Origin of the sequence: Stenotrophomonas sepilia (assembly GCF_003244875.1) — a bacterium.
GTDB lineage: Bacteria > Pseudomonadota > Gammaproteobacteria > Xanthomonadales > Xanthomonadaceae > Stenotrophomonas > Stenotrophomonas sepilia.
In genome coordinates, this window is record NZ_LXXZ01000040.1 from 1 (window position 1) to 23,574 (window position 23,574).

General features: G+C 66.6%; 21 protein-coding genes. 5 read left to right on the forward strand and 16 right to left on the reverse strand.

Translation table 11 applies throughout. From position 1 onward, the window contains the following. The 13 genes from A7X97_RS06505 to A7X97_RS06565 all read right to left on the reverse strand — a co-directional run. On the reverse strand, positions 1 to 555 hold a 555-nt coding region (locus tag A7X97_RS06505), incomplete at its 3' end, for a flagellin N-terminal helical domain-containing protein (protein WP_484359122.1). Between the two features lie 231 nt (positions 556 to 786). Beyond that, positions 787 to 1,992, reverse strand: coding sequence for a flagellar hook-associated protein FlgL (flgL, locus tag A7X97_RS06510; RefSeq protein ID WP_049461054.1), 1,206 nt, complete (start codon positions 1,990 to 1,992; stop codon positions 787 to 789). After that, positions 1,989 to 3,869, reverse strand: a complete 1,881-nt coding sequence (flgK, locus tag A7X97_RS06515) for a flagellar hook-associated protein FlgK (RefSeq protein WP_049461056.1) — start codon at positions 3,867 to 3,869, stop codon at positions 1,989 to 1,991. Before flgK ends, flgL begins: the two co-directional genes overlap by 4 nt. Before the next feature lie 8 nt (positions 3,870 to 3,877). Then, positions 3,878 to 5,074 (reverse strand): flagellar assembly peptidoglycan hydrolase FlgJ, encoded by a 1,197-nt coding sequence (gene flgJ, locus A7X97_RS06520; protein ID WP_049461058.1) that lies wholly within the window; start codon positions 5,072 to 5,074, stop codon positions 3,878 to 3,880. Between the two features lies 1 nt (position 5,075). Further along, on the reverse strand, positions 5,076 to 6,218 hold the full coding sequence (locus A7X97_RS06525) for a flagellar basal body P-ring protein FlgI (RefSeq protein WP_087786533.1): 1,143 nt from the start codon (positions 6,216 to 6,218) through the stop codon (positions 5,076 to 5,078). 2 nt (positions 6,219 to 6,220) lie between these two features. Further along, complete coding sequence (gene flgH / locus A7X97_RS06530; protein WP_049461061.1) at positions 6,221 to 6,913, reverse strand: flagellar basal body L-ring protein FlgH; 693 nt, start codon at positions 6,911 to 6,913, stop codon at positions 6,221 to 6,223. A gap of 22 nt (positions 6,914 to 6,935) precedes the next feature. Beyond that, entirely contained in the window at positions 6,936 to 7,721 is a 786-nt protein-coding gene (gene flgG / locus A7X97_RS06535) for a flagellar basal-body rod protein FlgG (protein WP_049461063.1), read from the reverse strand. 103 nt (positions 7,722 to 7,824) lie between these two features. Next, on the reverse strand, positions 7,825 to 8,574 hold the full coding sequence (locus A7X97_RS06540) for a flagellar basal body rod protein FlgF (protein ID WP_075075990.1): 750 nt from the start codon (positions 8,572 to 8,574) through the stop codon (positions 7,825 to 7,827). A 32-nt stretch (positions 8,575 to 8,606) separates the two neighbouring features. After that, the gene (gene flgE / locus A7X97_RS06545; protein WP_049461067.1) at positions 8,607 to 9,830 is read right to left on the reverse strand and encodes a flagellar hook protein FlgE; all 1,224 of its coding nucleotides are present in this window, start codon (positions 9,828 to 9,830) and stop codon (positions 8,607 to 8,609) included. Positions 9,831 to 9,862: 32 nt separating this feature from the next. Then, positions 9,863 to 10,543 (reverse strand): flagellar hook assembly protein FlgD, encoded by a 681-nt coding sequence (locus A7X97_RS06550; RefSeq protein ID WP_049461069.1) that lies wholly within the window; start codon positions 10,541 to 10,543, stop codon positions 9,863 to 9,865. 23 nt (positions 10,544 to 10,566) lie between these two features. After that, positions 10,567 to 10,974, reverse strand: a complete 408-nt coding sequence (flgC, locus tag A7X97_RS06555; RefSeq protein ID WP_075075989.1) for a flagellar basal body rod protein FlgC — start codon at positions 10,972 to 10,974, stop codon at positions 10,567 to 10,569. Positions 10,975 to 10,977: 3 nt separating this feature from the next. After that, the gene (gene flgB / locus A7X97_RS06560) at positions 10,978 to 11,373 is read right to left on the reverse strand and encodes a flagellar basal body rod protein FlgB (RefSeq protein WP_075075988.1); all 396 of its coding nucleotides are present in this window, start codon (positions 11,371 to 11,373) and stop codon (positions 10,978 to 10,980) included. A 138-nt stretch (positions 11,374 to 11,511) separates the two neighbouring features. After that, positions 11,512 to 12,456, reverse strand: coding sequence for a chemotaxis protein (locus tag A7X97_RS06565; protein ID WP_111007705.1), 945 nt, complete (start codon positions 12,454 to 12,456; stop codon positions 11,512 to 11,514). A 231-nt stretch (positions 12,457 to 12,687) separates the two neighbouring features. Between A7X97_RS06565 and flgA the strand changes: the two genes are divergently transcribed. The 4 genes from flgA (at position 12,688) to A7X97_RS06585 (ending at position 15,372) form a co-directional block, all read left to right on the forward strand. Beyond that, on the forward strand, positions 12,688 to 13,344 hold the full coding sequence (gene flgA, locus A7X97_RS06570; RefSeq protein WP_005416463.1) for a flagellar basal body P-ring formation chaperone FlgA: 657 nt from the start codon (positions 12,688 to 12,690) through the stop codon (positions 13,342 to 13,344). A gap of 75 nt (positions 13,345 to 13,419) precedes the next feature. Beyond that, on the forward strand, positions 13,420 to 13,725 hold the full coding sequence (gene flgM, locus A7X97_RS06575) for a flagellar biosynthesis anti-sigma factor FlgM (protein WP_005409579.1): 306 nt from the start codon (positions 13,420 to 13,422) through the stop codon (positions 13,723 to 13,725). Then, on the forward strand, positions 13,722 to 14,060 hold the full coding sequence (locus tag A7X97_RS06580) for a FlgN family protein (RefSeq protein WP_014037132.1): 339 nt from the start codon (positions 13,722 to 13,724) through the stop codon (positions 14,058 to 14,060). Before flgM ends, A7X97_RS06580 begins: the two co-directional genes overlap by 4 nt. 91 nt (positions 14,061 to 14,151) lie before the next feature. Further along, positions 14,152 to 15,372 carry an ATP-binding protein gene (locus A7X97_RS06585; protein ID WP_053496680.1) on the forward strand — a complete coding sequence of 407 codons (1,221 nt, stop codon included), beginning with the start codon at positions 14,152 to 14,154 and terminating at the stop codon, positions 15,370 to 15,372. Positions 15,373 to 15,465: 93 nt separating this feature from the next. On the opposite strand, the gene A7X97_RS06590 is transcribed toward A7X97_RS06585, so the two are convergent. Both A7X97_RS06590 and A7X97_RS06595 read right to left on the reverse strand, forming a co-directional pair. After that, positions 15,466 to 17,238: an EAL domain-containing protein gene (locus A7X97_RS06590; protein WP_065196741.1), complete on the reverse strand. Its 1,773-nt coding sequence runs from the start codon at positions 17,236 to 17,238 to the stop codon at positions 15,466 to 15,468. A gap of 3 nt (positions 17,239 to 17,241) precedes the next feature. Then, entirely contained in the window at positions 17,242 to 19,344 is a 2,103-nt protein-coding gene (locus tag A7X97_RS06595; RefSeq protein ID WP_032954159.1) for a sensor histidine kinase, read from the reverse strand. Between the two features lie 130 nt (positions 19,345 to 19,474). Here A7X97_RS06595 and A7X97_RS06600 point away from each other — a divergent pair, with 130 nt between their 5' ends. Beyond that, the gene (locus A7X97_RS06600) at positions 19,475 to 22,234 is read left to right on the forward strand and encodes a bifunctional diguanylate cyclase/phosphodiesterase (protein WP_111007706.1); all 2,760 of its coding nucleotides are present in this window, start codon (positions 19,475 to 19,477) and stop codon (positions 22,232 to 22,234) included. A 191-nt stretch (positions 22,235 to 22,425) separates the two neighbouring features. On the opposite strand, the gene A7X97_RS06605 is transcribed toward A7X97_RS06600, so the two are convergent. Continuing rightward, positions 22,426 to 23,457 (reverse strand): GAD-like domain-containing protein, encoded by a 1,032-nt coding sequence (locus tag A7X97_RS06605; protein ID WP_075075986.1) that lies wholly within the window; start codon positions 23,455 to 23,457, stop codon positions 22,426 to 22,428. Between the last annotated feature and the right edge of the window lie 117 nt (positions 23,458 to 23,574).

Sequence of the window (23,574 nt, forward strand, 5' to 3'; positions counted from 1 at the left end):
CACTGCGGCAGTGCTCGTCTGGGTTGCGGCGAACAGACCCGAACCCAGCGAGCTGGTGCGGGCATTGACGATCGAGTTGATGCCAATGGTCTGGCCCGCATCCGCGCCGATCTGGAACTGCGCGCCGGAGAACGTGCCGTCCAGCAGGCTGGTGCCGTTGAAGTTGGTCTGGCGGGCAACGCGGTCGATTTCCGAGGTCAGCTGCTTGACTTCGCCGTTCAGTGCTTCGCGGTCGCTGTCGGAGTTGGTGGCATTGGCCGACTGCACCGACAGTTCACGGATGCGCTGCAGGTTGTTGCCGATTTCAACCATCGCGCCTTCGGCGGTCTGGGCCAGCGAGATGCCGTCGTTGGCGTTGCGCACGGCAACGTCCAGACCGCGGATCTGGGTGCTGAAACGCTCGGAGATCGCCAGGCCGGCGGCGTCGTCCTTGGCGCTGTTGATGCGCAGGCCCGAGGACAGGCGCTGGATCGTGGTCGCCAGGCTGTTGCCGCTGGTGGACAGATTGCGCTGAGCGTTCAGCGACATCACGTTGGTATTGATGACTTGTGCCATTTTTTCTCTTCCTGTGGGCGAAGGCCGGCGCGAGGTGGCCGACCGATGCACGACGCGAAGGTGTTTCGCGTTTGCAAGGTCCAGTAACGGCGCCAGGAAGGCGGTCTTTAGCACAAACGCCAACGCCACCGTCCCGAAGGGCGGTGGTTGGGTGCCGCAGCCCAGGCGGGCTGCGGTTCAGCGGCCTTCGTCGCGCGGCCCGGGGGAGTGCCGCGCGACGAAGGCGCCTGCTCAGCGGATCGCGTTGAACAGCGACATCTGCTGCATCTGGGTAAAGATCGTCTGCGCGGCCTGCAGCGCGATCTGTTCAAGCTGGTACTGGCCCACGGCTTCGGCGTAATCCAGGTCGCGGATCGACGACAGCGTGGTTTTCAGGGTGACCGCGTTGGATTCGCGGGTGGCGGCGGCATCGTCGATGGCCTTCAGCTGCGCACCACCGGCCGAGCGCGCGTCGATGAACTGTTCGGCGGCGCGGGCGATATCGCGGATGCCCGACTGCAGTGCGTTCTGCTGGTTGGCCACCTCGGCGGGGGTGTTGGCGGCGGTGTTGAGCGCATCGATCATGCCCTGCACCGTGGAAAACACATCGCGGGTGCCCGACGGGCCGATGCTGAAGCTGTCGCCGGCCGCGGGCGCGCCTTCGATACGCATCGACACGCCTTCGAAGCTGATGTCCTCGCCGGCCTTGAACGTGCCGGTGCCGACCACGGTGCCGGTGGAATCGAGCACTTCGTACTGGTCGGCAGCGGTAAAGTTCAAGGAATAGCTGCCGCCATTCCAATTGCCGGAAGAAGAATTCAAACCAAAGGTGGTGAGCACGCCATTGCCGGTATTGCCGGCTGCAGCCGCACCATCCAGGGTGCCATCGCCGGTGCGGATGCGCAGGAAAATCTCGCTGCCGGGCAGGGCATCCTTCACGAAGGTATCCGGTGCCACTTCCACCTGGCGCTGGGTCTGGTCGCCGTTGTAGCTGACCGTACCGTTACTCAGCTTGAACGGCGCGTCGGCATCGTCGGTGCCGCCGAACAGGTAGCGGCCCGTGCCGTCGGTGGTGTTGGCCAGCGACAGCAGGCTGTCGTACACCGTCTGCAGCTCCGAGCCGATCGACTTCAGGTCGGCCGCCGACAGGGCAGGGTTGTTGGCCTGCAGGGTCAATTCGGTAATGCGCGCCATCAGTTCGTTGGCGCCGGACAGGGCGTTTTCCTGCAGGCCCAGACGGTTCTGCACCACGTCGGCGTTGGATTTGAAGCGGTCCAGTTCGGCCACGGCGCGGTCCAGGCTGACCGCGGTGCCGGCGGCGACCGGGTCGTCCTTGGCCGACACCAGGCGCTGGCCGGTGGCCAGCTGCTGTTCCAGGTGACTCATCTTGGCCTGCTTGGACAACATCAGCGAGACGGACTGGCTGAACATCATCCCGGTGGAAATGCGGTTGTTCATCGCGATACAGCTCCCAGGATGGTCTGGAACATGGTGTCGGCAGTGGAAATCAGCTGCGAGGCGGCCTGGTAGGCCTGTTGCAGGCGCAGCATGTCGGCAGCTTCTTCATCCAGGTTCACCCCGGAAATCGAATCGCGCGCGGACTGTGCCTGGTCGGTGATCACCTGCTGCGCATCCAGCGAATATTCCGCTGCACGGGCGGCGGCGCCCACCTGCGTGGTCAGCCCGCCCAGTGCGCCGTTCAACGTGATGGTGCCGGCGTTGAATGCCTTGGCGTCCTCGACCTTGGCCAGGGCCAGGGCATTGCTGTTGTCGGACGAACCGACCGGGGTGGGGGTGATGTTGAAGGTATCGCCGGTCTTCGGCGCGCCATCGAGCACGAAACTCCAGCCATTGGCGGTGATCGCCTGGCCGGCGGTGTAGGTGAACGGTCCATTGCCATCGATGGTGTATTCGGTGGCCGAGGTGAACACGATTGCGGCAGGGTTGCGCAGGTTGGCGTTGCTGGCGTCGGCCACCTTCACGTCGCTCAGCTTGCCGGTGCCGGTGTTGGCCAGCGCGGCACTGCCCTTGATCGGCGCGGCCGCGGCCAGGCGCGAGGTATCGGTGATCGCCACGCCGATGCTGCCGGCCACGCCCGCGGTGGGCTGCAGCAGGAAGCGGTCATTGGTGGCCGGGGTGCCGCTCACCACCAGCTCCACGCCATTGATCTTCAGCGGATCGGTGGCGGTGCCGGTACCGGTCATGGCCACGCTGGCGCCGGTGTCCGAACGCATCGCCAGCCACTGGGTGCCGTCATACTTCAGCACGATGTTCTGTGCATCCAGCGATGACAGGTCGCCGTAGCTGGCGGTGATCGAGGCAGTGCCGGTATTGCTGGTATTGCCGGTCACCCGCGGGCTGCCGATGTTGAACAGGTCGCCGCCCATGTTGCCGTACAGATCCACGCCGTTGCGGTGGGTCTCGTTGAACGTGGTCGCCAGGCCCACGGCCAGCTTGCCCAGTTCGGCCTGGGCCGGGGTCAGCACGGTGTCGCGGAATTCCAGCATGCCACCGACCTGGCCGCCCAGCTGCTTCGGGTCCAGGGTGATCTTGCCGCCCTGGGTCTGCAGCGCCAGTTGCAGGCGCTCGGGCTGGTAGGGGTCGGTGACCGTGGTCACCTTCGAGGCGGTGGTACCGACCACCAGGGCCTGGCCGCCGGCGGTGTACACGTTCAGGGTGCCGCCATCCTGGGCCACGGCGGTGCCGCCGGTGTAGCCCACCAGGTTGGCGATCAGCTGGTCACGGCGGTCCAGCAGGTCGGGCGCAGCAGTGGCCGCATTGCTGCCGATCACCCCGTTGATCTGGGCGATTTCCGCAGCCAGCCGGTTGATTTCGGTGGCGGCCGCGGTCAGGCCGTTGTTCACTTCGCTGTTGAGCGTGTTCAGGCTGTTGTTGAGCTGCTGGAAGCGGTTGGCCAGCGTGTTGGCGCTGTCCAGCACGTTCTGCCGGTCGGCGCTGCCCGACGCGTTGGACGACAGGCCGCTGACCGAATCGAAGAAGTTGGACCACACGCCGGACACATTGGTGGCGGTGTCCGAGAACAGCGCATCGACGCGGTCGGCCATGGTGGAAAGCTGCTTCAGCCGCGCCAGTTCGCCGCTGCTGTCCAGCAGGCGGGAAATGGCCAGCTGGTCGGCGGTGCGGCGGATGTCAACGATACGCGTACCGTTGCCGACATCACCGTAGCCGAAGTTCTGCGGATCGGCGGTGGCAAAGTCGACCTTCTGCCGGCTGTAGCCGGGCGTGTTGATGTTGGCGACGTTGTGGCTGGTCGTCGCCAGGGCACGCTGGAAGGCGAGCAGGGCGTTGGTACCGGTGGAAAGGACGCTGGACATGGGGTTCCTCAACGGCGGGTGATACCCAGCGCCGCGGTTGCGGTGCTGGCGAAGGTCTGGCCAAGGCGGGCGCCGGCATCGGTCACCGCGGCTACCGCGCGTTCGATGGTCGGGCCACCGGCAATGGCGGCGATCTTGGCGGCGTAGCTCGGGTCGGTGGCATAGCCGGCACGCTGCAGGCCACGGGCGAAGCCCTGCACATCGGTGCCGGCCTGCAGGGCCTGCTGGTAGCGCGGGCTGGTCTTCAGCAGGCGCACGTAATCGGCGAAGCTTTCGGCCGGCGAGCTGTAGGCGCGGAAGCTGGCGGTTTCGTTACGGCGCACGCCATCCACGTATTCGTGGGTGCCGGCCACCGCGCTCTGGCCGTTCCAGCCGGTGGCCTTGATGCCGAACAGGTTGTGCGAGGTGCTGCCGTCGGCATGCTTGATCTGGCGCTTGCCCCAGCCGGTTTCCAGCGCGGCCTGGGCCACCAGGGCGCGGGCATCCACGCCCAGTTCCTTGGCCGCGTTCTGCGCATGCGGCCAGATGCTGGCCACGAAGCCTTCCGGCGTGTGTGCGCCCAGCTGGGCCACCGCGGTGCGGCTGGCCAGCGCGTCGGCGGCGGTGGCGGTGCTGCCACGGTTGCTGGCCGTGGGCGCCCACTGGTCGCTGGCGGCGGCCCAATCGGCACCGCCAATGCTGCCCGCATACGGATCCTCGGTGCCCAGCGCACGGTGCGCGCTGCTGCTCTCGCGGCCGGCAATCAGGTCCAGCGCCTGTTCCATCGGTGCCACCGACGATTGCGCGCCGTCCTGCACGCCTGCGGACATCTGCTGCAGGATGCGCAGTGCGTTGCTGGCATCTTCCAGCGGCAGCGACGGCGCCTGCGCCGGTGCGTTCAACTGGTAGGCGCGGCTGGCCTTGGCCGGGTCCACGCGGGTGTCCAGCGCCGGGGCGTCGCCCTGGTTGCCGGACAACTGGCGGGCGATGGTTTCGTGCAGGCCCAGGCCCTTGCCGCGGGTCAGGGTCTCGGCAATCTTCTGGTCGTACATGTCCCGGAAGACCTTGTTTTCACCCGGGAACAGCGAATCGCCGAAGCTGGCATCGCGCATGCTCTTCACCAGCATCTGCGCGAACTGGCCTTCCAGCTGGCGTGCGACCTTGTCGATCTTGGCCGGATCGTTCTGCTGCGTCGGGTGCAGCTCAAGGGCGGGGGTGATACGCATGTCAGATCACCTCAAGCTCGGCGCTCAGCGCACCAGCCTGCTTCAGGGCTTCCAGGATCGCAATCAGGTCGCCCGGCGCGGCACCCACCGCGTTCACCGCGTGCACGATTTCATCCAGGCTGGTGCCGCCGCTGAACTTGAACATGCGGCTGCCATCGTTGGTGGCGGTAATGGTCGATTGCGGGGTCACCACGGTCTGGCCACCGGCCAGCGCGTTGGGCTGGCTGACGTTGGCGTTTTCCTGGATGGTCACGGTGAGCGAGCCGTGCGAGATGGCTGCCGGCCCCACGCGCACCTGCTGGCCGATCACCACGGTGCCGGTGCGCGAATTGACCACCACCTTGGCCGGTGCGCTGCCCGGGGTCAGTTCCAGGTTTTCAATGCGGGCCAGCAGACCGATGCGGGCACCGGGATCGGTGGGCGCACGCACGGCCACGGTCACGCCGTCCACCGCACGCGCGGCGCCTTCGCCGAAGGCATTGTTCAGCGCGCCAACCATGCGCGAGACGGTGGTGAAATCGTTGTTGTGCAGGTTCAGGGTGATCTCGCCGTTGGCACCGAACACATCGGGCAGCGCACGTTCAACGGTGGCACCGCCGGGAATGCGGCCCACGCTGGGCACGTTCACCGACACGCGCGAACCATCCTTGCCCTGCGCACCGAAGCCGCCCACGATCAGGTTGCCCTGGGCAATCGCATAGATCTGGCCGTCGGCACCGCGCAGCGGCGCCATCAGCAGCGAACCGCCGCGCAGCGACACGGCGTTGCCGATGGAAGACACGGTGATGTCGATCGGCTGGCCCGGCTTGGCGAACGGCGGCAGTTCGGCGTGGATCGCCACGGCGGCCACGTTCTTCAGCTGCGGATTGACGTTCGGCGGCACGTTCACGCCCAGCTCGCCAAGCAGGTTTTTCAGGCTCTGCACTGTAAAGGGTGCCTGGCTGGTACGGTCGCCGCTGCCATCCAGGCCGACCACCAGGCCATAGCCCACCAGCGCATTGCCGCGCACGCCGCCGACCTGGGCCAGGTCCTTGATGCGCTCGGCGCTGGCAGGCGCAGCCATTGCCAGCAGAAGGAAGAATGATCCGTAGAGCGACGCCATGCGTCGCTGCCACGTAGAAGAGAAGAGAGCTTTCATGGCCATACTCAGAACGGCGTCAGGCCGGAATTGAAGAAGCGGCTCAGCCAGCCCATCGCGTTGGACTGCGCGACCGGGCCGCGGCCGCCGTAGACGATGCGGGCCTCGGCCACGCGGCTGGAAGGGATGGTGTTGTCCTGGCTGATGTCGCCCGGGCGCACGATGCCCTGCACCTGCACCAGTTCATCACCCTGGTTCAGCCGCAGGTTTTTCTGCCCCTGCACCACCAGGTTGCCGTTGGGCAGGCGCTGGATCACCGTGACCGTGACGCTGCCCTGCAGGCGGTTGCTCTGCGCGCTGTTGCCCTTGCCGGTGAACTCGCGTTCGCCATTGGCGCTGGCGCTCAGAATGTCCTTGCCGCCCAGGGTGACCGGCGCGCCGAACAGCGAGGGTGAGCCGATGGTCAGGCCCGATTCCTTGCTGGTTGCAGTGTTGGCACTGGTCTGCGCGGTGGTGTTTTCCAGCAGGGTGATGGTCAGCAGATCACCGACATCGCGGGCGCGGCGGTCGGCATACAGGTTCAGCGTCGGGCCGGCGGCATAGATGGCGCCGGCGGTGGGCGCGGCCTGCATCGGCACGATCGGCTGCACCGGGGCCATGGCCGGGTAGGGGCGCACGTCGCCGGCAATCACGCAGCCGCCCAGCAGGGCGGTCACGGCGCAGCACAGCGCGGTGCGGGCGAGGGTAGAGAAGGGCGACATGGCGGTATCCCGGTGGTTGCGGTCAGACGTTCTGGTTCAGGTAGCCGAGCATGGCGTCGGTGGTGGAAATGGCCTTGGCGTTCATTTCGTAGGCGCGCTGGGTTTCGATCATCGACACCAGCTCTTCCACCACGTTCACGTTGCTGCCTTCCAGCGCACCCTGCACCACGGTGCCCAGACCGTTCAGGCCGGGGTTGCCGTTCTGTGCGGGGCCCGATGCCGTGGTTTCCAGGAACAGGTTTTCACCGCGGGCCTGCAGGCCGGCCGGGTTCACGAAATCGGTCAGGGTCAGTGCGCCCACCTCCACCGAAGCGGCGTCGTCGGCCATCTTTACGCTGATGGTGCCGTCGCTGCCGATGGTGACCGACTGCGCGCCTTCGGGAATCTGGATGCCCGGCTGCACCGGATAGCCGGTGTTGGTCACCAGCTCGCTGTCCTGGTTGATCTTGAACGAGCCATCACGGGTGTACGCGGAACTGCCGTCGGGCAGCTGCACTTCGAAGAAGCCGCGGCCGTTGACCATCACGTCCAGCGCGCGGCCGGTCTGCTGCTGGCTGCCCTGTTCGAAGTTCTTCGAGGTGGCCACCACGCGCACGCCGGTACCCAGCTGCAGGCCGGTCGGCAGCTGCGTCTGTGCCGAACTGGCGCCGCCGGGCTGGCGCACCTGTTGGTACAGCAGGTCTTCGAAGCTGGCGCGGTCCTGCTTGAAACCGGTGGTGTTGGTATTGGCGAGGTTGTTGGAAACCACCGACATGCGCGTCTGCTGCGCATCCAGTCCGGTTTTTGCGATCCACAATGCCTGGTTCATCTTCGGAATCCTGTCTGGCTGAAGCGGGCCGCGCGGTGCGGCCGTTGGTGAAGGCTGTGCAAGCGGTGTGCCAACGCCGGCCCGTGCCGGCGCCGGAATTCCGTCAGCCGCCCAGGCGCAGCAGGCTGTTGGCGCTGCGCGCGTTCTCGTCGCCGTGCTTGATTACCTGCACCTGCATTTCGTACTGGCGCTGCAGCTGGATCATCTGCACCAGCGCGCCGGCGGCGTCCACGTTGCTGCCTTCCAGCTGGCCGCTGTGCACGGTGGCGCCCTGCGCCTGGGCGAAGGGCTGCTGCGGGTCGGTGTTGCGGAACAGGCCGTCCAGGCCGCGCTCCAGGCGCTCGTCCGGCGCCTGCACGATCTTGATGCGGCCGATCATCGCCATGGTCTGCGGGCCTTCGCCCCGCGGAATGATCGAGATCGTGCCGTCGTTGCCCACTTCCATCGCCTGGTAGGGCGGAATGGCGATCGGGTTGTTGTTGTCATCCAGCACCGCACGGCCGCTGGAGGTCACCAGCTGGCCGTTGGGGGTGACCGACAGCGCGGCCCCCCGGGTGTAGGCTTCGCTGCCATCGGTGGCCTGCACGGCCAGCCAGGTGCCGGTCTGCAACGACAGGTCCAGCGGCTTGCCGGTGATGTGCTGCGCGCCGGCGCTGCGGTTGAAACCGGCGTCGACGTGCAGCGCATCCACCCGCGAGGCATAGCCCTGCCCACGGATCGGGAAGGCCTCGGTGTTGGCCAGCGCTTCCTTGAAGCCGGGGGTGTCGGAGTTGGCGAGGTTGTGGCTGAGCGTACCCTGCGCCTGCAGGGAGGCGCGGGCACCGGTCATCGCCACGTAAAGGGCTTTATCCATGCGGGGAGTTCCGTGACAGGGTCAGCAGCTCATCAACGGATGTTGATGACGGTCTGGGTGATCTGGTCCTGCGTGGTGATCATCTGCGCGTTGGCCTGGAAGTTGCGCTGGGCCACGATCATGTTCACCAGCTGCTCGGTCAGGTCCACGGTGGACGATTCCAGCGCGCCGGCCTGGATCTTGCCCAGGTTCGAGGTGTCCGGAGAGCCGGTGCGCGGGGTGCCCGAATCGAAGGTTTCCACCCACAGGTTGTTGCCCTTGGCTTCCAGGCCCTGCGGATTGTTGAAGGTGGTCAGCGCCACCTGGCCCAGCGCCTTGTCATCGCCGTTGGAGTAGCGGGCAAACACCACGCCGCTTTCCGAAACGGTGATTTCATTGAGCTTGCCGGCCGCGTAGCCATCCTGCTGGGTGTTGCGCAGGGCGAACTTCTCGCCGTACTGGGTCGAGCCGGTCACATCCAGGGTCATGTTCAGCACGCCCGCGCCGGTGGTCGGGGTGAACGTGCCCAGGCTGATCTTGCCGTCGGCCGGGTCGATCAGGGTGCCGGCGTTGTCGAATTCCAGGTCGGTGGGCGTGCCCGCGGCCTGGCCGTCAACGTAGTTGTGCACGCGCCACTGGTTCACGCCCGGCAGCTTTTCGAAGTACGAGACCTGGGTGTGGCTGACGCCCAGCGAGTCGTACACGGTGATGCCGCCGCTGGAGAAGTTGTAGCTGTTCGAATCGGTCGGGTCGAAGGTGCCCACGGTCGGTACGCTGGCGTTGGCCGGCAGGGTGAAGCCCACCTTCACTTCGCTGGTCTGCTTGGGCGGGCTGTCGGTGGTCAGCAGCTGCAGGTCGACCAGGCGGCCGGCGTCGAAGTTGGTGCCATCGGCGTTCGGCGCGAACACCTGCAGGCGTGCGCCCTGCGGGTTGATCACGTAGCCGGCCGAATCGGTCTGGAAGTTGCCGGCACGGGTGTAGACGCGCGCACCGTTCATGTTCATGGTGAAGAAGCCCTCACCGGAAACGGCCATGTCCAGGCTGCGCCCGGTCTGCTCGTTGTTGCCCTGCAGGAACTGCTGGGCCACGTTGGAAACGCGCACGCCCGAACCGATCGAGTTCTTCGACAGGCCATAGCTGGTGGCCGAGAACAGGTCGGCGAATTCGGCGCGCGATTCCTTGAAGCCGGTGGTGTTGACGTTGGCGACGTTGTTGGCGGTGACGCTCAGGTCGGAGTTGGCGGCATTGATGCCGGACAGTGAAATGTTGAAGCCCATGGGATGCTCCTGGTAGATGCGGGATGTGCGGCTCAGCTGACGCGGAGCACGTAGTCGATCGGGGCCGTGCCCAGGCCCTTCAGGTTCAGGTACAGGCCGTCCGAGCCGACGGTCACGCTTTCCACTGGCGCCTGCACATAGGTGGACAGCTTGGTTTCCGCGCCAGCGGTGTCGGTGTGGGTGGCGGCAATGGTGTAATCGCCGGCAGCCACGCGGTTGCCGTTGGCATCCTTGCCGTCCCACTCGAAGGCGGTTTCGCCGGCGGCGGTAGCTTCAACACTCAGCTGGGTGACCGTGTTGCCGTTGGCATCGGTCACCGTCACGTTCACGATGCCGGCGCCCGGTGCGGCAACCACGCCGCTGGCACCGCCTTCATCGCCCAGCACCATCTTGGTGGAAGGCACCAGCACTTCGTGGCCGACCAGTGCCGCGCCGCGCAGCACCTGGTCGCTGGCCATCGATTCCTGAAAGCCCTGCACCGTGGTGTTCAGATCGGTAATGCCCTGCACGGTGGACATCTGCGCCATCTGCGCGACCATCTGCGTGTTGTCCATCGGCTTCAGCGGGTCCTGGTGCTGCAGCTGTTCGGTCATCAGGCGCAGGAAATCGGCCTGATCCAGCGTGCTCTTGCGCGTGCTGGCGTTGCTGTTGGGGGCAGTCAGGCCCAGGGCGCTGTACACGTCCTGGCTGGTCTGGGTAGAGACGGTGGTCATCGGGTAATCCTCAAGGGTCCGCCTCAGCGGCCCATGGTCAGGGTGGCCAGGGCCAGTTCCTTGGCGGTGGTCAGCATTTCCACGCCGGCCTGGTAATTGCGCGAGGTCGAGATCAGGTTGACCATCTGCGCCACCGGGTCCACGTCGGGCTGGTAGATGTAGCCTTCGGCGTCGGCCAGCGGGTGGCCTGGCTCGTAGCGCTTGATCGGCGCTGCTTCGCTCTGGCTGATTTCCTTCACCTTCACCGAAGTGACATTCGGATTAGTCTTGCTGGTAACGGCCTGGAAGATCGGCTCCAGCGGCTTGTACACCGCGTCGGCCGAGCCGGCGATGCTGTCAGCGTTGGACAGGTTGGAGGCGATGGTGCTCATGCGCACCGACTGCGCCTGCAGCGCGGAACCGGCGATATCGAAGATCGGCAGATTGCTCATGGCTTATTGCCCCGTGATCGCGGTCAGCATGGAACGCACCTTGCTTTCGACGAAGCTGAGCGAGGCGCGGTATTCCAGGGCGGCACGGCCATAGGCGGCGCGCTCTGCATCGGGGTCGACGGTGTTGCCGTCCAGGCTGGGCTGCACCCCTTCGCGGGCCACCTGGAACGGGTTCAGGCCACTACTGATTTCGTAGTGCTGCTCGTTGGTGGTGGTCATCAGACCGTTGGCATCCAGCCCCTGGGCGTGGCGCAGGGCGGCATCGAAGTCCAGGTCCTGGGCCTTGTAGCCGGGGGTGTCGGCGTTGCCGAGGTTGCTGGCGATCAGCTTCATGCGCTGTTCGCGCAACGGCATGGCCTGGGCGTGGACACCCAGGTAATCGGTAATCAGGTTGCGCACGATGCACTCCCACAGGAACGTTGCCCGGGAAGCTGCAAGGGGTGTGCCAAATTCGAGAGGGTTGTGCCGGCCGCGGGCCGGCTCCCCGATGGATCTGCGGTTGCCGGCCAGCGGCCGGCACTACCGGATCAGTGGCCGTCAGGCCGCCATCGCCACCTTGCGCAGGCGGTCCAGCACGAAGTCAGCCAGCTCGTGCGGCGAGTACTTGGCGACGAAGGCGTTGGCGCCGACACGCTCGACCATGGCGTTGTTGAAGACACCCGACAGCGAGGTGTGCAGCAGCACGTAGAGGCCGGCCAGGCCCGGATGGCGCCGGATTTCCGTCGTCAGCGTGTACCCGTCCATGGCCGGCATCTCGATGTCGGAGATGACCATGGCATAGCGTTCGGCGGGGTTTTCGCCCGAGGCTTGGATCTGCAAGAGGTGGTCGAGAGCCTGCTTGCCATCGGAAAGCAGGGTGGCACCCACGCCCAACTGATCCAGCACGCTGCGGATCTGCTGGCGGGCCACGCGCGAGTCGTCCACCACCAGCACCTGCAGCTGGGGGCCATCGGCGGGCATTGCCATCGCCGGATCGAGTACGGCGTCACCGCGGACCTGGGCGATATCGGCCAGCACGCTTTCAACGTCGATCACCTGGATCAGCTCACCCTGGAAGCGGGTTACCGCAGTCAGGTAGCTCGACTCGGCGCCAAGCTCCGGCGGCGGGTGGATGTCTTCCACCGCGATGTTGACGATGCGTTCGACGCCGCTGACCAGGAACCCCTGGATCGAGCGGTTGAATTCGGCGACGACCAGGTAACCCGGCGAGGTATCGGCATCGGGCTCACGTTCGGGGTGGCCGATGGCCAGGCCCAGGTCCAGCACCGGCACCGAGCGGCCGCGCACGTCGGCCACGCCGGCGAACTGGCTGGGCAGGCCGGGTACCTGGAACAGCTCGGGGCGCCGCAGGACTTCCTGCACCTTGAAGACATTGACGCCAAAAAGCTGACGTCCGCCGAGACGGAACAGCAGCAGCGCCAGGCGGTTGTGGCCGGCCAGGCGGGTCCGCTGGTCGATCCGGTTGAGCAGGTCATGGGACATGGCTGCTGTATCGGCGCGTTGGGTGCCAAACTTGAGGGCGCTCTGCCACTGCGCGCTCCACACCGCAATTGTGTTGTCGCGCCATGTTCGACCGAGGCTCTTGTAGCCTCGAGCGATGCTCGGCTGGCTGTTGGGCGCAAAGCGGTCGAGCATGGCCTGACTCTACAAGTGCCCCTCTGGCACACCCCTTGCACGCACCTGGGCCAGCTCTTGCCGATTGAAGGAGGCGCCATGTGCCGGGTCACATCTCTATTCGCCATCGCGCTGGCCGTGGCCTCGCCGTGGGCGGCTGCCGCCGACTGGCAGCCGGTGGCAAGCATCCGCGCGGCGGCCTTGTCGACGCTGCCGGCGGGCAGCGAGGGCGAGGCCCAGGTGGCCGATGCGCTGCGCCTGCCGAAGTGCGGGGGGGCGTTACAGGTGCAGCCCACCGCCAACACCACGGTGGAAGTCAGCTGTCCGGACGCGGGCGGCTGGCGCCTGTTCGTGCCGGTAAAGGTGCGGCGCAACCAGACCGTACTGGTGCTCAACCGCGGAATCGGCACTGGAGAAACCCTCACTGCCGCCGATATCACCACTGCCCAGCGTGACGCTGCCCGGATTGCCGGCGCGGTGCTGTCCGATCCCAATGCAGCGATCGGCCGCGTCGCCCGCCGTCCGTTGCAGGCCGGAGCCCTGCTGTCGAACAACGATCTGGTGGTGCAGCGTCTCATCAAGCGAGGAGACAATGTGGCCCTGGTGTCGCGTCGCGGCTCGGTCGAGGTCCGCATTGCCGGCCGTGCGATGGGTGATGCCGGTGAGAACGAACGGGTCTCGGTCGAGAACCTGTCCTCGCGGCGGATCGTGCAAGGCACGGTCGATGCCGCAGGTGACGTAATCGTGGCGCGTTGAATTACCGCAAAATATCGCTAAAGATCACGGCCCTGCGGCCGTTATCCCTTGTGAACGGCAACTCCAGGACACCCCATGAGCCAGAAAATCGACGGCAACCTGCAGGTCCCCCAGGCACTGCGCAGCGTGACGACCCCGGCCAACAAGCCCGGTGTCAGCACCGATGCGGCGGCGCGCCCGGTCGAGGCGGCCGACAGCCTGCGCCTGACCGGCGAGGCCACCAATCTGCAGGCCATCGAGCGCGAGCTGACCACCGCCCCGGCGATCGACGCCCAGCGCGTGGCCGCCGTGCGCGAGTCGCTGCAGAACGGCACCTACAAGATCAATCCGGACGCGATCGCATCGCGCATGCTCGATCTGGACCAGCAGCTGCACGGATGACTGCGGCGATGAGCGAGCCGCTGCAGCGTCTCGCCCAGGCCCTGGACGTTGAACGCCAGGCCCTGGTCGAGCACGACGTGCACGCCCTGATCCGGGCTACCGGCGCCAAGCTGGAAGCGTTGCGTGCGCTGGAAGGCGCGCCACCGGTGGGCGAGGGCGAACAGCTGCAGGAACTGGCCGAGCGCAACCGGGCCAACGGCGTGCTGCTGTCGCGCCGCCGCCGCGAGGTGAACTGGGCGCTGCGCCAGCTCGGCCGCACCGAAGACGCCTCGGCCTACGATGCCAAGGGCCAGTCGCACACGGTCAGCATCGGCCGGCCCCTCGCCGTCGCCTGAGGCGACGGCGGTCGCATAACCCCTCACGGCGGGCTGAAGCCCGCTGCATGACCGCGTATATTGGGCGCCTGTTCGAACGTCCCGAGTCGCCGTGTCCGCTGCCAACGCCCTGGTTACCGCCCCCCTTCCGCCGCAGCCGGTGCTGCAGGCCCTGCTTGAGCGCCTGCGCGAAGGCCTGCTGCTGTTCACCGATGACGGGCGGGTGGCCCTGGCCAATCCGGCCGCACAGAACCTGCTGGCCAGTGGCGAGGACGGCGGGTTGCCGCCGCCGCAGCGCCTGCGCGAACTGCTGCCGCCCGATGCGCTGGAACAGGCTCGCCAGCATGGTCACTGGAATGGCAGCCTGCCGCTGGGCGAGGGCGTGGTCATCGCCCATCTGTACCACCATGGTCCGGTCGGCCAGGGGCATTTCCTCGCCCTGTTCCGCCACATCGAAGGGCAGGAAGACTACGAACGCGAGCTGCAGCAGCGCCATGCCGAACTGCGCCAGGCCTACCTGCGCCTCAATGGCACCCAGGAAAAGCTGCTGCAGTCGGAGAAGATGGCGTCGATCGGCCAGCTGGCCGCCGGCGTCGCGCACGAGATCAACAACCCGATCGGTTACGTGCACTCCAACCTGGGCAGCCTGCAGGAATACCTGCGCAGCCTGTTCACCGTGATCGAAGCCTACGAGCGCGCCCTGCGCGCACCGGACCCGAAAGCGCTGATTCCGGAAATCGATGATATCCGTGACCGTCTGGATATCGATTTCATCAGCCGCGACCTGCCGCAGCTGATGGCGGAATCGCGTGAAGGCATCGAGCGGGTCACCCGCATCGTGCGCGACCTGAAGGATTTCTCGTATTCCGGCCGCGACGAGTCGTGGAAGCTGGTCGACCTGCACGCGGGCCTGGAATCGACCATCAACATCATCTGGAACGAACTCAAGTACAAGGTCACCCTGGTGCGCGAGTTCGGCCAGTTGCCCCTGGTGGAGTGCCTGCCATCGGAGTTGAACCAGGTCTACATGAACCTGCTGCTCAACGCCGGCCATGCCATCGCCGAGCGCGGCACGATCACGGTGCGTACCGGCGTTGATGGCGATCACGTTTGGGTCGAGTTCGAAGATACCGGCGGTGGCATCTCGCCGGAACTGCGCCAGCGCATCTTCGATCCGTTCTTCACCACCAAGCCGGTGGGCAGTGGCACCGGCCTGGGCCTGTCGATCTCCTACAGCATCATCAACAAGCACCACGGCCGCATCGATCTGGACAGCACGCCCGGCGTGGGCTCGCGCTTCCGCGTGGTGCTGCCGGTCAAGCAGCCGCGCTGACCGCTTCTGGCAGTGCCGGCCGCTGGCCGGCAACCTCATTGAACCCGATATCCAGAGCAGCCGGCCAGCGGCCGGCTCTACCAGAGGGGATGGTTACCGCAATGGGCGCTCCTCGCCGCCATCTCCGCTCTCCACCGGCGCCGGGCCGGCATTGCTGCGGCGCTGTTCCTCGTACGTGCGGAACGCCTGGTGGATGTGCTTGCGCAGCTCGTCGTCGTTCCACGGCTTGGTCAGGAAGCGATAGATCGCGCCGCGGTTGATCGCATCGGTCACCGTGTTCAGATCGGTGTAGCCCGACAGCACCAGGCGGATCGTATCCGGGTACAGCATCTTCACCCGGCCCAGGAACTCGGTGCCGCTCATGTCGCTCATTCGCTGGTCGGACAGGATCACCTGCACGTCGTTGATCGCCAGCAGGTCGAACGCATCGCGCACGTTGCCGGCGGCCAGGATGCGGTAGCCGTCGCGGCGGAACAGGCGCACCAGCGAGCGCAGCACGTTTTCCTCATCATCCAGCAGCAGCAGCGTCCGGTCCGGGCGCGTCTCGGCGAAGGCTTCCGGGCGCAGGTAGCGGCGGCGCAGGGTCATGCCGGCGGCATCGGCCGACATCGGTTCGCCGAACAGGTAGCCCTGGAACACGTCGCAGTCGTTGCGGCGCAGGAAGCCCAGCTGCGCCTGCGATTCCACGCCGTTGGCGATCACGGTCATGCCCAGCTGGTGGCCCATGGCGATGATCGCGCGGGCGATGGCCGCTTCACGATTGCCGGCCGGCGCGCTCTTGATGAAACTGCGGTCGATCTTCAGCTTGTCCACCGGGTAGCGCACCAGCGCGCTGAGGCTGGAGTCGCCGGTACCGAAGTTGTCCAGGCTCAGGCTGATGCCTTCATTGCGCAGGTTGGCCAGCGTTTCGTGGACGAAATTGACGTTGTTGGTCAGCGCACTCTCGTTGATCTCCAGCGTCAGCATGTGCGCCGGTACGCCCGCCGCCTGCAGCAGTGACATCACTTCGGCGAAGAAGTTCGGCCGCAGCAGCTGCAGGGTGGACACGTTCACTGCGATGGTGAAGTCATCGAAGCCCTGGTCGCGCCACAGCCGCGCCTGCTTCAAGGCGCCTTCCAGCACCCAGGTGCCGATCTGCACGATGATCCCCAGGCGTTCGGCGGTGCGCATGAAGCGCTCCGGCACCAGCATGCCCAGGGTCGGCGACTGCCAACGCAGCAGCGCTTCCATGCCCACCACGTGGCCGTCGCGCGCGCTTACCAGTGGCTGGTAGCGCAGCTTCAGCTCGCCATTGGGAATGGCATCGACGATCTGGCGCGCGATGATGCTCTCGCTGTGCGCGCTTGGCGGGGTGTCCACCGCATGGATGCGCACGGCATTGCCGCCTTCGCGGGCGGCCTGGTACAGCGCATCCTCGGCATGGTCGAGCAGGCGCGAGGTGCTGCTGGCATGTTCCGGGCACAGGCTCACGCCCAGCTTGCCGGTCATGAACAACGTGTACGGCAGCACCGACAACGGCAGCTCCATCTGTTGGCGGATCTCCTCGGCGAAATCCTCCGGCAACGGCAGATCGGCGGTGCGCGGCACCGCGATCAGGAACTCGTCGCTGCCATGTCGCCACAACTTGCCGCGCCCGCGCAGGTAGGACTGCAGGCGCTGTGCCACCAGCACCAGCGCCTGGTCGCCCACTTCGGCACTCATGTTTTCATTGACCGATGCGAAATGGTCGATGTCCACGTGCATCAGCATCAGTGCGATGCCGCCTGAGGCTGCCTCGGCAACCATTGCCTGCAGCTCGGGGTTGCCGGCGCCAAGGCGGTCGGGAGCGTCATCGATGCTGACCGGGGGCAGGTTGGGATTCCACATGGTTCAGTATTCCGGTGAATCGACGGCAGCCCTGCTGGCCGCCTGGTAGGGGAGGTGGACATCGACCAGGGTGCCTTCGCCATGCGCGGATTCAATCCGCACGTGGCCACCGACGCTCTGTGCGCGCTCGCGCATCACGATGAGGCCCAGGCCGCGCGGGCCGTCCGGATCGAAGCCTTCGCCGTCATCGCGGATCTGCAGGTGCAGGCCGCGCTGGCCGACATCGCGCAGCTGCAGCAGGACCTGGCTGGCGCGCGCATGGCGCAGCGCATTGGTCAGGCTTTCCTGTGCGATGCGGAAGCAGGCCTGTTCGATGCTGTTGTCGGGGCGATGCGGCAACGGCTCGATCTCGGCCAGCAGCTCCACCGGCGAGGAGCGGAACAGAACCCGCGCCTGCCAGCTGAGTGCTGCCTCCAGGCCCAGTGCATCCAGCTGCGGGGGGCGCAGCAGGGTGGAGATGTCGCGCAGTTTGGCCACGGTGGTGTCGGCCAGGCTGACGATCTGCGCCAGATCCTGCCCACGCCGCTGCGGATCGTCCTCTTCCAGCGCCGCGTGCGCCGACAGCTTGATCGCGGTGATGGCCTGGCCGATGTCATCGTGCAGATCGCGCGAAATCGCACGACGTTCGTCCTCCTGCAGCGAGAACAGCCGCCCGGCCATCGCCTGCAGTTCGCGGTTGCTGGTTTCCAGCGCGCTGCGGATGCGCTCGGAATCACTGAGGTCGCGCACGATCAGCAGCTTGCAGTCGCGGCCACCGTAGCGCACGTCGCCCACCGCCAGGCCGGCATGGAAGCTGCGGCCGTCGCCGCGCTGCATGGCCACCACGCTGCTGTGGCCTGGTCCCAGGTGCGGCTGGCCGGCACGCAGCTGGCTGCGCACCCGCGGCAGGTCTGCGGCAGCGACCAGCGCCGACAAGGGCTCGCCCAGCAGGGTATGGCTGCCGTAGCCGAACAGGCCGGCGGCCCAGGCGTTGGCGTACAACACATGTTCGTCGGAGAGGATCACCACGCCGTCGGGCAGTACCCGCACCAGCTCGCGGAACTGCTCCTCGCGCTCGCGCAGCAGTCGCCGCGACTGCTCGCGTTCGGTCACGTCCTGCAGCGTGCCGAGCACGCGGTTGCGGCCAGCCTCATCGAGACCACTGGCGGCACGCAGGTGCACCATCAGCGCGCGCCCGTCCATCGACAGCAGCGGCAGCAGCACGTCCACCTGTACCGGCTCGCCGGAGCACAGCTCGGCCAGCAGCTGCTCGGTCTGGGTGGCGGTGGCCGGGTCGGCCGGCACCAGCAGTTCGTCGAAGCGGTGCCAGCGGCGGGCTTCGGGCGGGCGGCGGCCGAGCAGGCGATAGACCTGGTTGGAATAGCGGCCCAGCCCGGTGGACGGGTCCAGCTCCCAGGCGCCGATGCGGGCCAGTTCGTGGGCTTCTTCCACCCGTGCCAGCGCCTGGTCGCGACGCAGCTGGGCCAGGTCCTCGGCAGTGCGATCGATGGCGATCAGCAGGCGCGCATTGTGACCGTCGTAACTGATCGCGTTGGAGCGCAGTTCCATCTGCCGCAGCGCGCCATCGCGCAGCTGCAGCTGCGCGCGCAGGATGCACAGCTCGTCGGGCGCCTCGCGGATCGCCTCCAGCTTGGCCTGCAGCGCCTGGCCCTGGCCGGGTGGCCACAAGGCGTCGATGGTCTGTTCCAGCAGCTCATCGCGCTCCCAGCCGAAAGCGGTGCAGGCGGCTGGGTTGGCGTCGAGGATCGCCAATGTGTCCAGGTCATAGACGAGGATCGGGCCGGGGTTGCCCTCGAACATCTGCCGCAGGCGCAGCTCCGAGGCCTGCTGGCGGGCGTGGGTATGCAGCACGTGCTCGGCCAGCGGGCGCAGCAGCAGGTACAGCAGGCCCGCGCTGGCCAGGGCGAAGAACGAGCCCTTCAGGCCTTGCCACAGGGCCGCCTGCTGCGGATCGGGCACCAGCGCCTGCACCACGCTGTCGGTGGAGATCATCCAGGCCAGCGCCATCACCAGGTAGCTCAACACCACCCGTCGCCGGTCACGGCTCAGCGCCTGCGCCATCCGCGGGTCGGGAACTGGGGCGTTGCCGGTCGGTTCTGCGGGCATGGACGGGGAGGGTGAAAGGGGCGCCGGTCATCTTACCCCGCAGCGTGCCGTCACCACTCAATTATCCGCCGCAGGCGCCGTTAACCACTGCGTGCCCCGCTGACGGGCGAGTCATCCGGAGCAAGATCGCGTGGACCAAGGGATCATCGCCAGCCTGCTGCAGCACCCGCTTGCGTCGGCGCTGGTCATCGTCGACCGTACCGGGCGCCCGCTGGCGGCCAATCCGGCCGCGCGCGAGCATGGCCTGCCGGCCACCGTGGCTGCCTATGCGCCAATGCTGGAAGATCTACGCCTGATGGCCGCCGATGGCGGCATCGTGCCCTGCACGCTGCCAGGCGGCCCGCGCGGCCACTACGACGGCCACCTGCGCGCCGTGCATGACGGTGCCGGCAACCTGCTGGCGTTCACCCTGAGCATTCCCGAGCCGGTGCCGGTCGATGGGGGTGGGCGCTGGGAACTGGCACTGGACAGCGCCGGTCATAGCCTGTGGGACTGGGACATCCCCAGTGACCGGGTGGCGCGCACGCCGGCGCTGGGCGACGAGACGGCCACCGAACTGCTGTCGCGCGTGCACAGCGAGGACATCGACCAGGTGCGTGCCGCGCTCGACGAGCACCTGCGCGGGCGCAGTGAGCAGTACAGTGCACAGTTCCGCTTCCGCCAGGCCGATGGCCAGTGGCGTTGGGTGCTGGATCGCGGCCGCGTGGTCGCGCGCACCGCTGATGGCCAGCCGCTGCGCATGGTCGGCACGCATACCGATATCGAGCAGCAGAAGCAGCTCGAATCGCTGCTGCAGGAACAGCAGCTGCACCTGAGCGAGGCCCAGCGCATCGCCAGCATGGGCAGCTGGTCGTTCGACCCCAACAGCGGGCACTTCTGGTGGTCGCCGGAACTGCGATCGCTGCTGGCGCTGGAGCACGGCGCCGTGCCCGGCCAGCGGCGCTGGCTGAAGCAGCTGCATCCGCGCTCGCGTGGCGCGTTGCGTGCGGCATGGCGGCGGCTGTGGCGCGATGGTCGTGCCGCCAATCTCGAGCTGGAGCTGACCCGTGGCCATGAGCCATCACAGCACCTGCGGCTGTGGATGCAGCCGCTGCTGGACATGGACGGGCAGCCCAAGCGCCTGCTCGGCCAGGTGCAGAACATCACCGAACAGCACCAGACCGACGCGTTGATTCGCTGGCGCACCGAACTGCTGAACCGGGTTTCCGCGCTGGGCCGCATCGGCGGCTGCGAGATCGAGGTGCAGACCCGGAGCATGCAATGGACCGAGGAATGCTATCGCATCCACGGCCTGCGCAAGGAGCCGATCACCCTCGATCAGGCGATGGCGCTGTATACCGAAGACTCGCGCGATGCGTTCGAGGCGGCACTGGCCCGCATCGCCAACGGCGGCCTGCCCGAGCAGCTGGACCTGTGCTTCTACCGCCAGTCCGGCCTGCGTGTCTGGGTGCAGGTGCTGATCGAGCTGGATCGTCGTGACGGACTGCCGCCGCGCTTCGTGGTGCTTTTCCGTGATATCACCCGCGAGCGCGAGGCCAACGAGCGCATTGAACTGCTGGCCCACTACGACCTGCTGACCGGCCTGCCCAATCGCGTGCTGCTCGGCGAACAGACCGCCGAGGCCATCGAGGAGGCGCGTGATCGCGGCACCTCGTTGGCGATGCTGTTCATCGACCTGAACGGCTTCAAGACCATCAACGACAGCTTCGGCCACGCCACGGGTGATGCGCTGCTGAAGGCTGCCGCGACCCGCCTGCACCAGAACCTGCGCAACAATGATCTGTTTGGCCGTTTCAGCGGCGACGAGTTCATCGTCGTACTGCGCGACCTGGCTGAGCCCGAGGATGCGGGACATGTCGCCCGCAAGCTGATCGCCTCGCTGGCCGAGCCGCTGCGCCGTGGCGAGACCACGCTGAAGGTCGGTGCCAGTGTCGGCATCGCGATGCTGGGTGATGCGCAGACCGATTTCGATTCACTGCTGCGCGCTGCCGACGCCGCGATGTACGCGGCCAAGGAAGCCGGACGCAACACCTACCAGTATTACAGCCAGGATGCCCTGGCCCGCATCCAGCGCAGGCTGGAGCTCGAGCACGCGCTGCACGGTGCGATCGAGCGCGAGGAGTTCAGCCTGGCCTATCAACCGCTGCTGCATGCCCACCAGGGCGAGCCGCCGGCAATCGAAGCACTGCTGCGCTGGCATCGCCCCGGCATCGGCTATTGCAGCCCGGCCGAGTTCATTCCCATCGCCGAGAAATGCGGCGAGATCGTACGCATCGGCGACTGGGTACTGAACGAAGCCTGCCGTCAGGCAACCGCCTGGGACCGGGCTGGACTGCACTTCGACCGCATCGCGGTCAACGTGTCGGCGGTGCAGCTGCGCGACCGTGGCTTCGCCGAACGTGTGATCGAGATCTGCCATGCCCACGGCTGGCCGCCGCAGCGGCTGGAGCTGGAGCTGACCGAATCGGCGCTGATCCGTGACACCGACATCCTGCGCCACTGCTTCGACGTGCTCGAACGGCACGGCGTGCCGCTGGCGGTGGACGACTTCGGTACCGGCTTCTCCAACCTCAACTACCTCAACCGCTTCCCGGTCGGGCGGCTGAAGATCGACCGTAGTTTCGTGCAGGGCATGCTGCACGATTCGGGCACGGCCGAAGTGACCCAGGCCATCGTGCACCTGGGCCACGCGCTGGGCATGAAGGTGGTGGCCGAGGGCGTGGAGACGCACCAGGAGGAAGACATGCTGCGCCGCCAGGGCTGCGACGAGATCCAGGGTTACCTGTACTCGCGCCCGCTCAGCCCGCGTGACCTGGCGCAGTGGCTGCGTCAGCAGCGTCCGTTACCGATGCGCACCGACGCCAGCAGCGAAGCAGTGCTGGTGCGCTGACCACCCGCCGCTGGTAGGTGCCGACCGTTGGTCGGCACGGTTGCCGCATGGCGTGGATCTACTCAAAGAGCCAGCATCAGGTAGTTGCCGACCTTGGTCGGCGTGCACGCTGGTTCGCCCGTTGATGTGTCCGCCGTCAGCGACGCTGCGCAAGCTCTGCGAGCACATCCAGCGCCTTGCGTTTTACCAGGCTACCTAGCCCGCCAGCCGTGCTCTGACACCGGCTCCTTCGAGCTGTAAATCTCTCCGTCGCCCAGCGGCCCCAACATCTCACGGGCTCGCCAGAACATTGGCTCCCCGTCCTCGGCCAGAACATCCAGTTCGGCAGCATCCAATGCAAGCAGGAAGTCGTGCAGGCGTCTGTCGCGGTCGATGTTGCTTGCTGGAAGAGTCAGTGTTGCAGGCGCGCATAGGTAACCTTCGTGGGGTTCAAGCGTGAGTTCGACTCCGGTTCGCTCGCCACAGATCAGCATCTGGCCGAATGGCGAGATCGCATAGACATGGAAATCATCTTTGCCCCATAGAGGGCTGCCCGCCAGAAGGTCGGCGAGCACCGATTCGTACCCCGCAGGGTTCACCAAAGCCAGTCGATCATCGTGATAGCGCGCAAGACCGTCGCGCTGCCACAGTGCCAGCAATGCGTCCGGGAACCTGCCTTTCCAGAGCGTCAGCATGGTGTCAGCAACAGGCGAGCCTGGAGTACTGGTTTGCAGTTGATCCAGAAGGCTCGTCGTGAAGAGGGCGGAAGTATCGGTATCCACGACTGCCGAGACGGTCTCCGGGTGGTCCCGGCCCTCCGGATCTTCCGGCAGCAGGTCGAGGAATGTCAGCATGCTCTCGGCCCGTGCAAGCTCCAGGTTCGATTCCTCGCCCGGAATGGCGCTTGCCTTGCTTCCGGAGACAAGCAACAAGGCGCCCGTTGGAAGCTCATGCCACGGGGCTTCAAGGATCAGATAACGTCGCGGCGCCTGTTCGGCATCATCGTCAAGGATGATGACTGGCGGGCCGTCTTGCACGCACCCCGCGGACACTTCAACTGCTGCATCGATCACACCCGCTTCAGGATCGTACGCATCGATCGGAGCGGAGTAGGGCTGCTGGAACGCTCCAAACGTCTTCAGCGCCTGCTGAAGTGCCTCAAGGGAATCGGGATCCACGGTCAATGGGACAGGGGTTGCCGGAAGCTGCAAAGCTACTGAGAGGCAGAGAAGGGCGCTGGTCATCGGGCTGGTTTGATCTGAACCCCAATCGGCCCCTTCACGATGAAGGGCGCATGGTTCACGGTCCATGCAAACAGTCGGAAATGCTGGCATGGCGGGGCATCGTCCACGCGTGGCGTG

Bases quoted from the DNA above. Each gene is read 5' to 3' on its own strand.
- flgL (WP_049461054.1), bottom strand. From the start codon at position 1,992: ATGAACAACCGCATTTCCACCGGGATGATGTTCAGCCAGTCCGTCTCG.
- flgK (WP_049461056.1), bottom strand. From the start codon at position 3,869: ATGTCCAGCGTCCTTTCCACCGGTACCAACGCCCTGCTCGCCTTCCAG.
- flgJ (WP_049461058.1), bottom strand. From the start codon at position 5,074: ATGCGTATCACCCCCGCCCTTGAGCTGCACCCGACGCAGCAGAACGAT.
- A7X97_RS06525 (WP_087786533.1), bottom strand. From the start codon at position 6,218: ATGGCCATGAAAGCTCTCTTCTCTTCTACGTGGCAGCGACGCATGGCG.
- flgH (WP_049461061.1), bottom strand. From the start codon at position 6,913: ATGTCGCCCTTCTCTACCCTCGCCCGCACCGCGCTGTGCTGCGCCGTG.
- flgG (WP_049461063.1), bottom strand. From the start codon at position 7,721: ATGAACCAGGCATTGTGGATCGCAAAAACCGGACTGGATGCGCAGCAG.
- A7X97_RS06540 (WP_075075990.1), bottom strand. From the start codon at position 8,574: ATGGATAAAGCCCTTTACGTGGCGATGACCGGTGCCCGCGCCTCCCTG.
- flgE (WP_049461067.1), bottom strand. From the start codon at position 9,830: ATGGGCTTCAACATTTCACTGTCCGGCATCAATGCCGCCAACTCCGAC.
- A7X97_RS06550 (WP_049461069.1), bottom strand. From the start codon at position 10,543: ATGACCACCGTCTCTACCCAGACCAGCCAGGACGTGTACAGCGCCCTG.
- flgC (WP_075075989.1), bottom strand. From the start codon at position 10,974: ATGAGCAATCTGCCGATCTTCGATATCGCCGGTTCCGCGCTGCAGGCG.
- A7X97_RS06565 (WP_111007705.1), bottom strand. From the start codon at position 12,456: ATGTCCCATGACCTGCTCAACCGGATCGACCAGCGGACCCGCCTGGCC.
- flgA (WP_005416463.1), top strand. From the start codon at position 12,688: ATGTGCCGGGTCACATCTCTATTCGCCATCGCGCTGGCCGTGGCCTCG.
- flgM (WP_005409579.1), top strand. From the start codon at position 13,420: ATGAGCCAGAAAATCGACGGCAACCTGCAGGTCCCCCAGGCACTGCGC.
- A7X97_RS06580 (WP_014037132.1), top strand. From the start codon at position 13,722: ATGACTGCGGCGATGAGCGAGCCGCTGCAGCGTCTCGCCCAGGCCCTG.
- A7X97_RS06590 (WP_065196741.1), bottom strand. From the start codon at position 17,238: ATGTGGAATCCCAACCTGCCCCCGGTCAGCATCGATGACGCTCCCGAC.
- A7X97_RS06595 (WP_032954159.1), bottom strand. From the start codon at position 19,344: ATGCCCGCAGAACCGACCGGCAACGCCCCAGTTCCCGACCCGCGGATG.
- A7X97_RS06605 (WP_075075986.1), bottom strand. From the start codon at position 23,457: ATGACCAGCGCCCTTCTCTGCCTCTCAGTAGCTTTGCAGCTTCCGGCA.